We start from the raw sequence: 8,095 nt of genomic DNA, 5'->3' as shown, positions 1-8,095 counted from the left end.
GGAGGGCGGAAGCGGCGCCGACGTGATGATTGGCGGCTTCGGCAATGACACCTACGTCGTCGACAGCCTCAAGGACGTGGTCACCGAGACCAGCACCCTGCTATCTGAAATCGACACCGTGCGCTCCTCGGTGAGCTGGACCCTGGGTGCCAACCTGGAAAACCTCACCCTGACTGGCAGCGACAACCTCAACGGCGTCGGCAATGCCCTGAACAACGTGCTGACCGGCAACAGCGGCAACAACATCCTCAACGGCCAGACCGGCCTGGACACCATGATCGGCGGCGCCGGCGACGACACCTATATCCTCGACCAGGCCGGCGAACTGGCACTGCTGCAGGAAACCGTCGACCAGGGCCGTGACCTGCTGAACATCAGCTACACCTCGACCCTGGCCAGCAGCACCGTCGATCTCAGTCAAAGCAACCTGCAGAACGTCGAAGATGTCACCGTCACCGGCCTCGGCAACTTCACCGTGATCGGCAACGACCTGAACAACACCCTGCTCGGCAACGCCGCTGCCAACTTCCTCGACGGCAAGGCCGGGGCTGATACCCTGGACGGCGGGGCTGGCAACGACACCTACGTGGTCGACAACCTCGGCGACACGGTGATCGAACGCGGCACCTCGCTGGTCGAAATCGACACAGTCATGTCGTCGATCAGCTACACCCTGGGCAGCAACCTCGAGAACCTGACACTCACCGGCAGCGACAACCTCGACGCCACCGGCAACTCCTTGGGCAACCGTCTGACCGGTAACAGCGGCAATAACGTTCTGGATGGCGGAACCGGCGCCGACCTGATGATCGGCGGCACTGGCAACGACACTTATATCGTCGACAACCTCCAGGACGCGGTCACCGAGACCAGTACCCTGGCGAGCGAAATCGACACCGTACGTTCCTCGGTGAGCTGGACCCTGAGTGCCAACCTGGAAAACCTCACCCTCACCGGCAGCGACAACCTCACCGGTGTCGGCAACGCCCTGAATAACGTGCTGACCGGCAACAGTGGCAACAATGTGCTCAATGGTGGAGCAGGCAACGACCTGCTTGATGGTGGTATGGGCAATGACCTGCTGATAGGAGGTCTGGGCACAGACATCCTGACGGGCGGCTCTGGTGCCGACCGGTTTGTTTTCAATTTACTCAGTGAGCTGGGCAAAGGGGCAAACAGTGACGTCATCACCGACTTCAGCAGCCTACAGGGCGACAAGATCGACCTGTCAAAACTCGATGCCAATATGCTCACCACTGCGTTCAACGCCTTTACATTCATTGACTCGAATGCGTTCACAGGAGCAGGACAACTGCGTTTCGAAGATCATGTGTTGTACGGCAACGTCAACGGCAGGCTGGATGCAGATTTCGCAATCCAACTGGTAGGCGTCGATACCTTCAGTGCCAAGGACTTGGTAGTTTGACCAAGGTTTGAACAATACGCCCTGACCAATGTCGGGGTGTTTTGTTTTGTATCACCAAGAGTGAATCCAAGCGCCAAGACTTGAACGCGAAAAATGTCGGGGGCCCCGTTCACCCCAACACCCCTAACTCTTTCGCCCGAGCCACGGCCTGCGTGCGCCGCTCAACACCTAATTTGCTGTTGATATGACTGGCATGGGTCTTGACCGTATGCAGCGAAATGAACAACTGATCACTGATTTCCTGATTCGAACATCCCTGCGCGATCAGCCGCAAAACCGCCAGTTCACGCGTACTGAGTTGTTCAGCAACAGGCGATGACTCAACCACTGGACGGGAGGCCATGGCCGGAAGCTTTTCCAGCAGATGCTGCGAAACCGGCGTCGGCGCACAGGGTTGAAGTTGCCCACGCAGCCAGTCCGGATGCTCGGCCAGTAATCGGTCAAACGGTTGCAGGACACCTCCGGCGGCCGCTTCCAAAGCCTGGGCCAGCGCCTTGCGGGCCTCGGGTTCGCGTCCGCCCGCCAACAACAGCGTAACGTTCTGATTCAGCGCCATCACGCTGAGCATCTGCCGACCGCTGCGCTGACCGTGTTCATGCAGCGCATTCAGGCGCCCTTCGGCGAGCATGGGCTGGCCCTTCATCATGTCCAGCACCGCCTGTTGCAACTCAATGTGCAGCGGCAGTTGTGGATGGAATTCCGGGGGGGCAGCCGGGTGCTCGCCGTTATAGGTCTGGCCCAGTCGCGCAAGCCAGGCTTCGGCCAGATCGGTGCGACCCTGAGCCAGCCAGAGTTCACATTTGACCAGGGTAATCATCGCCAGATAGTAAATCGGCGGGACGTCCCAGATGTGCATCAGGCGCTCGGCCTCGGCAAGTTCGGCGAAGGCCTTCGCGAATTCGCCGCTGTTGCCCTCCAGCCGGGCAATAACACAGTGGCCGATCAGTACGCTGATGTCACGACAGGCCCTGGCTTCACCCAACCCCGCGAGTAAACGTGCCCGCGCGGCCTGGGGTTGCAAGCGCAGCGCCAGCAAAAAACCCTCGTACAAGGTCAGGCGTGCACGCACCGCATAGAGTCGTTGAGGGGATAAACCTTGCAAGCGTTGCAACCCCTGACGGACTTCATCCAGTGAACGAAGAATCTCCCCGCGCGCTTGCAATACCCGGGCGCGGTCGTAATGAGCCAAGGCCTCGAACAACGGATTGCCAACGCGCTGTGCCAACTCCAGCGAATCACGATTCAACCCCCGGGCACGCCACAAGTCGCCATCGGCAATCGCCAGATTGGACAATGTCGACAGGCACATCAGTCGCTGTCCATACCGTTTGGCCGGCAGGCTTTCCAGTGCTTCGGCGCAATAGAGCATGGTCAGCTCGCGATTGCCTCGCCCCCGGGCAATGATCCCGCTCAGGGCCAGCCATTGCGCCAGCATGGATTTTTGCGCAGTAGCCGACGGCGCCGGCAGGAAGCGGCTCAGGTGACTGGCCAGCTCTTCGGCGGCGTCCAGTTGACAGGCCAGCCCCAATGCCCAGCTGTAGAGCACGATCAGCCGTGGCGTGCTGATTAACAGGCTATCGGGCAAGTCCATTTTCCAGCGCAGCAACATGCCGACGTTCTGCTCGGCCAGCAGTTGCTCTTCAGAAAGGTTTTGCACCAGATTCGCCGCGACATCCAGATGCCCGGCGCGCAACGCCTGCTCCACCGCCTCATCGAGTAGCCCTTGGGCGTTGAACCAGCGGCAGGCGCGCAGGTGCAAGCTGGCCGTCGGCACCATCGCCTGGGCGGTGGGCCGGCTGCGCAACAGATCGGAAAAAAGGTGGTGATAGCGATACCAGTGACCGTGTTCGTCCAACGGCACCAGGAACACCTGATGCGCCAGCAGGAAACGCAGGATTTCGGCGCTGTCATGGGCTTCGCGCACAGCGTCGCACAGCTCACTGCAAAAGCGCTCCTGGGGCGCGGTGTCGTACAGGAATGACTGCACCTCGGCGGGCAGGCAATCGATGACTTCTTCGAGCAGGTAATCGCGAATCAGTCCTTCCCCGCCGTACAGCGACTGGGGCAATGCCCCCTCGCTGCCCACCTCGGAGGCCGCCAAGAGCCAGAAGCGCAGCCCTGCCACCCAGCCTTCGCTGCGCTGGATCAAATTCTCCAGCGCCTCGCCACGCAATGAAATGCTGTGTCGATCAAGCAGGCTCAGGGCTTCATCATGGGTCAACCGAAGATCCTGCTCATGCAACTCGAGCAGTTGCCGCGACAGCCGCAGGCGTGCCAGATGCCAGTCCGGACGCTGCCGACTGGTGACCATGACCAACAGGCCATCGGGTAAATGATTGAGGAAAAACTGCAGACAACGATCGAGCACCGGCCCCTGGGCCAGATGATAGTCATCAAGTACCAACAGCAGCGGCGTGTTGGGTGAGAGGTGCACGGCCAGTTCATCGAGCAAACCGTCCAGCCATTCTTCAAAGGCGAACGGTTGATGACGTTGGCGCATTTTCAGCAGCCCCAACGCCTGGCTGCCCAGTTGTGGAAAGTAGTCCTGAAGACCTTCGAGCAGGCGCTCAAGAAAACGGCCGGGATCACTGTCCCGCAGACTCAAGCCCAGCCACAGGCTTTGCCAGTGATCCGGCAACCCCTGACAAAACTCCACCGCCAATGAACTCTTGCCGAACCCTGCCGGCGCGCTGACCAGCAACAGCCTGCCACCGAGACCTGCACTCAGGCGCTCGCACAGACGCGGCCGCAGCACATGGCCGGCGGGCAGCGGAGGCCGGAAAAAACGCCCGTCCAGTGCCGCGACGGCAACGCTTGCAGGGCCCGGAAGTGGGGACAGATCAGTCATGGCCGGCTCTTGTTTGAAATACTGATGGCGGCGTTACAGATGTCCGCAGCCTAGCGGTAAACGAAGAGCTATTGAAGGTTATTGCTACAAATGGCTACAAAAAGACTACGAGCAAAAATGTCGGTAAACCGGACAGCCATACCGGACAACGATCTTTATGAACTGCCAAAAAAACGCCCCGAACCAGTCGGGGCGTTTTTTCGAGGATGCGGCCTCGGGTTACAACGTTTTAGCGAACGCCTTCCTGACGCAACGCGGCCGGAGTGAAGTCGGCGGTGCTGGCGGTGAAGCCGAAGTTATAGGCCGACTTCTCTTCGTTCTTCATGCCCAGTGCCAGGTAGCGGCCCGATTGCAGGTCGTACAAGGTTTCGAGGGCGTACCACGGCACTTGCTTGTCGTAGTAGTTCTCGGAGTGAGCCTCGGCGACGCGCCACAGTTGCCCGCGACCGTCGTAGTGGTCGACCACTGCCGCCTGCCAGGTGTCTTCGTCAATGTAGAAGTCACGTTTGGCGTAGATGTGACGCTGACCTTCCTTAAGCGTCGCGACCACATGCCAGACCCGGCGCAGTTCATAGCGAGCCAGGTCCTGGTTGATGTGACCAGCCTTGATGATGTCGGCGTACTTCAGCTGTGGCGAATCGAGCTTGTAGCTGTCGGAGGCGATGTACATCTCTTTCTTGCCTTCGAGCTTCCAGTCATAGCGATCCGGCGCACCGTTGTACATGTCCAGGTTGTCGGAGGTACGCAGGCCATCGGCAGCGGTACCCGGCCCGTCATAGGACACTTGCGGCGCACGACGCACACGACGCTGCCCGGCGTTGTAGACCCACGCCGAACGCGGCTCTTTCACCTGGTCGAGGGTTTCGTGCACCAGCAGCACACCACCGGCCAGACGAGCCGGCGCGGTCACTTTCTGCTTGAAGTAGAACAGAATGTTGCCCGGGTTCTTCGGGTCGTAATCCTTCATCCTGTCGCGGAACACGAACTGGTCCTCGAAGTACACCAGGCTGAACGAGCCGTTCGCCTGCGGCGTGGCCTGGGTTATCAGACGGGTCACACTGCCGCCGCGATAACGGGTGATATGGTTCCAGATGACTTCAACGCCACTTTTCGGAATCGGGAACGGGATCGCGGTTTCGAAATTCTCCAGACCGTTACCGCCGGACACCAGGTTAGTGTTGGTAGCGTTCTTCTTGATGGAGGCAAACACCTCATCCGGCACAGTGGCGCCGCGATGGGACGGGTAGACCGGCATCTTGAAGGTTTCCGGGTAACGCTTGAACATCGCGTACTGGCCCGGCGCGAGTTTGTCCTTGTACTGGTCGACGTTCTGCGCGGTGATGGTGAACAGCGGTTTTTCACTCGCAAACGGATCAGACAGAAAACCCTTGCTGTCCACGCTACCGGCGTTTTTTGGCATCGGCTTCCAGGCCGGGATCGAGCCGTCGGCGTTGCCTGCCATCTCGGCCCCCATCGGGGTCAGGCTCTTGCCCAGCTTGTCCGCTTCGGCCGCAGGGACCGCCGCCATGACAGCGGTCGCCAGCAGCGAAAGCCCCAGAACACCAACATGGAACAGACTCTTTGTTATTTTCATAAATGTGTTCGTCCTGAAAATACTGTGCTTAGAAGTTCACGCCGAAGCTGAGCGCAACGAAGTCGCGGTCATCTACGGTGGTGTACTTGCCGTCGAAGAAGTTGGTGTACGCCAGGCTCGCGGTGTAGGTGTTCTGGTATTCGGCATCGAGCCCCAGGCTTACCGCTTTACGACCTTCCTCGAAGTTGCCGCCAGGGCCTGGCGAGTAACCGCTCACGTCGTGGGACCAGGCCACGTTCGGCTTGAGGTTCACACCGGCGAATACGTCGGGGTATTCCCAAATGGCCCGGGCGCGATAACCCCACGAAGTGGCCGTAGTGAAGCCGTCGTTGTTGCAATTGCGGCTGCGGTTGTTGGTAGCGGCACCCGCGCCGGCACCATTGATGGTGCTGGTGTTGAGGATCGCCGAGCAGGTATCGAGGCCACCGGTGGACGGCAGTTCGCCAGGCCCGTAGACCGGGTCACGGCCATAACGGACATCAGAGGTGCTTTCCAGGCCACCGACGTGGGTCACGCCCACTTCGCCCACCAGGGTCAGGCGGCTGGCGCCCATGACCTGATCGAAGAAGTGCGTCAGGGTGGTCTGGAACTGGGTGATTTCCTTGCGGCGATAGCCGTGCAAGTCCTGACCCGGCACACCGTTAAGCAGCGAAGCATTGGTCAGGGTGCCGCCCAATGGACGCACGCCGGCGAACAGAATGTCGGTGGAGTTGAGCTGCACCGGCGCGTTCGGACGATAGCTGAGCTCACCGCTCCACGCCGTGCCGGTAGGCAAGGTGGTGGAGAAGCTCAAGCCGTAGAGGCGGATGTCTTCCGGGTACTCGACGAAGTAGTTCGAGTTACCCGCGACCACCAACGGCGCCAGAGCCCGAAGCGCCCCCGGCAAGGCCGCTGCCTGCGCATAGGCCGATGCTGGAGCCCCCGTAGCGCTGAAGATCGGCGCACGGCTGTGGTAGTTCATGAAGTAGGCACCGAACTCGGTGTCCAGCGGCTCGAACATGTATTTGAGGGACGCGCCCCACTGGCCACTGTCCCGTGCATCGCGATCAGGGCCACGACGCACCAGTACACCTTCGTCGTTAACGTCGACGCCCAGCCTGGCCAATGTGGGCAAGGCGGCACCCGGAATGGTCGAGCGCTTGTTCAGCACGCGCAGGTTGTTGTCGCAACCGTCGGCAATGATGTCGGGCTGGGAGAAAAAGGTGCCGCAGTTGTCGACGACGGTCTGGTCCCATTCCAGTTGATAAAAGGCTTCGGCCGACAGAGTGTCGGTGAGGCTCTGGGACACGTAGAACATGTTGACCGGGATCAGACCTTCCTTGACCTCGGCGCCGGGACGACGAAACGCGGAGACGTCGATCGGGTTGATCGAGTTGATGCCGCCGCCGATGAAAGTACTTTCACCCCAGCTCACAACCTGCTTGCCCAGACGCACGGAACCCGGCTGATCGGCAATGGAGTAGTTGTGGTAGACGAAGGCGTCGAGGAGCTCGCCGCCGGAGGATTTGGCGCCTTCCTTGCGGTTGCTGTCGCTGATGTCCTTGAATTCGCGGCTTTCATCCTTGAGTTCGAAGTCGTACCAGTATTTGCCTCGGACGAAGACACCGGTGTCGCCGTATTTCAATTCAAGGTCATGAATACCCTTGAAGATCTTCGAGAAGGTTTCGCCACTCTTGAAGTTGGCGTGACCGTCATCGGACGTCTGGGACAGGCCATGGCCCCCGTTATTGACGCCGATCAGGTTTTTGTTGGGACTCTGAGTAGACCAACTGGCTCCGATCGACAGGGATGAGTCGAATTGACCTTCGATTTCACCAACGTTGAAACTGACGCCGAATGCGGGCCCGGCGAGCGAAGAGGCAAGACTGACCGCCAGGGGCAGTTTCGCCCGGCGCCAGAACTGGTTTACTGATGTCATCGACGCTACTCCATGTGCATTATTGTTATGGCTTAGTACTTTTAAAAACGCTGTGGGTAACCGGAAGCCAAGCGGTCCGAAGTCACTCCAAAGTTGCATCGCCCCGTTTATTGCGTGAGCTCCGTTCTTAAAAATCCTTGAGCGGACTATAGCCAGCAGGTAGTAGTGCTTGATCCCTCTAAAGTGTGATTTGCGCTGCCGGCCACCCTGGAACAGTCCTTTCGCCAGTCCGACACATGTCGGCACGGCAAGGATGGCTGAAAAATTGGATTTCACAAGCCAAGCGCTTGCTTGGTGGCTCTGGCGTGC

At 59.7% G+C, this 8,095-nt stretch carries 4 protein-coding genes; 1 reads left to right on the top strand and 3 read right to left on the bottom strand.

Annotated elements, in window-relative coordinates; all coding sequences use genetic code 11:
• Positions 1 to 1,426 (top strand): calcium-binding protein (locus F475_RS19620; RefSeq protein WP_146602940.1); only part of this gene is annotated, 1,426 nt, incomplete at its 5' end.
• A 109-nt stretch (positions 1,427 to 1,535) separates the two neighbouring features.
• On the opposite strand, the gene F475_RS19615 is transcribed toward F475_RS19620, so the two are convergent.
• The 3 genes from F475_RS19615 to F475_RS19605 all read right to left on the bottom strand — a co-directional run bounded on the left by F475_RS19615 (position 1,536) and on the right by F475_RS19605 (position 7,786).
• Positions 1,536 to 4,274, bottom strand: coding sequence for a LuxR C-terminal-related transcriptional regulator (locus tag F475_RS19615; RefSeq protein WP_086946028.1), 2,739 nt, complete (start codon positions 4,272 to 4,274; stop codon positions 1,536 to 1,538).
• A 229-nt stretch (positions 4,275 to 4,503) separates the two neighbouring features.
• Complete coding sequence (locus F475_RS19610; protein ID WP_018929604.1) at positions 4,504 to 5,868, bottom strand: DUF1329 domain-containing protein; 1,365 nt, start codon at positions 5,866 to 5,868, stop codon at positions 4,504 to 4,506.
• A 28-nt stretch (positions 5,869 to 5,896) separates the two neighbouring features.
• Positions 5,897 to 7,786, bottom strand: a complete 1,890-nt coding sequence (locus F475_RS19605) for a DUF1302 domain-containing protein (RefSeq protein ID WP_064616192.1) — start codon at positions 7,784 to 7,786, stop codon at positions 5,897 to 5,899.
• Between the last annotated feature and the right edge of the window lie 309 nt (positions 7,787 to 8,095).

Source organism: Pseudomonas sp. URMO17WK12:I6, assembly GCF_003253625.1.
GTDB lineage: Bacteria > Pseudomonadota > Gammaproteobacteria > Pseudomonadales > Pseudomonadaceae > Aquipseudomonas.
Note: the sequence above shows the minus strand (reverse complement) of the source record. Positions and strands in the feature narration are given on the sequence as shown.